This window comes from Streptomyces sp. NPDC051569, assembly GCF_044454085.1.
In the GTDB taxonomy this organism is placed as follows: Bacteria; Actinomycetota; Actinomycetes; order Streptomycetales; family Streptomycetaceae; genus Streptomyces.
Window position 1 is genome coordinate 1 of sequence record NZ_JBITDJ010000052.1, and the last position, 1,280, is coordinate 1,280.

The following is a 1,280-nucleotide window of genomic DNA, read 5'->3' on the forward strand; positions in this document are numbered from 1 at the left end:
CTAGGCCGTGTCTGATAAATGATCATGCGGTGGTGTCGCGGAGCCACAAGATGAGCGAGGCCAGGTGCAGTCCCGACTGATAGCGGACGGCGAGCTTGTCGAAGCGGGTCGCGATCGCCCGGAACTGCTTGAGGCGGTTGAAGCAGCGCTCGACCACGTTGCGGGCCTTGTACTGCTCTTTGTCGAAGGCCGGTGGTCGGCCGCCGCGTGTGCCGCGCCGCTTGCGGTTGGCCACCTGGTCGGAGCGTTCGGGGATCGTGGCCCGGACGCCGCGTTTGCGAAGGCCAGCCCGGATGGCCCGGGAGGAGTACGCCTTGTCGGCCAGCACTCGGTCGGGACGGCGTCGCGGCCTGCCGACCGTGGCGCGGGGCACTTTGATGGCATCCAGCACCGCGTCGAACATCGTGGAGTCGTTCACGTTCCCGGCGGTCACGACAAACGACAGGGGCAGGCCCCGCCCGTCTACCGCCAGGTGGACCTTCGTGGTCAGCCCGCCGCGGGACCGGCCGAGGGCCTGCCGTGCCGCCGAGCGTTGCGGATCTTCCAGTTTGTCCCCGTCCGGGTCCCCTTTTTCCGGGCGCCGGCGGCATGCTGGTGAGCCCGGTTGATGGTGGAGTCCACCGAGACCGTCCACTCCACGTGGCCGACTGCGTCGTCACGGACCTGAACAAGTTCCAGCAACCGTGCCCACGTGCCGTCGGCTTCCCACCGGGCGAACCGCTCATAGGCCGTCTGCCACGGCCCGTACCGCTCCGGCAGATCCCGCCACGGAGCCCCGGTACGCAAGCGCCACAACACTCCGTTGATCACCTGCCGATGATCTCGCCAGGGCCGCCCCCGACCATCCAGCACCGGCAACAGCGGCGCTATCCGCTCCCACGCCGCATCCGTCAACTCGCCACGACCAGCCACAAGATCAATTATCAGGGCCGCTCCGGCCCGGGACGCACTCTGGTTCCGGCACGAACAGGCTCAAGCGGTAGGTAGTCGGCTGGCTCAGCCGTCCACACAACGTGTCGATCCGGGTCATCGGCCAGTCGACCTGGCCGCCGACGGTCCGGAGGCGCCGGAGGTGAGTCCGCCATTCCGACTCGTTCTGGGTTTCGAAAAGCACCTCCCAGCGGCCGGCCTCAACAGCCAATGAGCCGGCGGTCCGACGTCCCTGGTCTTGTCGCTGGCGCCTCTTCTGCTGTCCTGACACCGGCCCAGCATCGCTGGGCCACACCGCCACGGCAACCCCCGAATCATCGAGCGATGATCATTTGTCAGACACGACCTAG

General features: G+C 67.6%; 1 pseudogene. It reads right to left on the reverse strand.

Annotation, left to right across the window (positions count from 1 at the left end):
- Positions 1 to 912, reverse strand: a pseudogene (locus ACIBAE_RS29635) (IS5 family transposase).
- Positions 913 to 1,280: the final 368 nt, after the last annotated feature.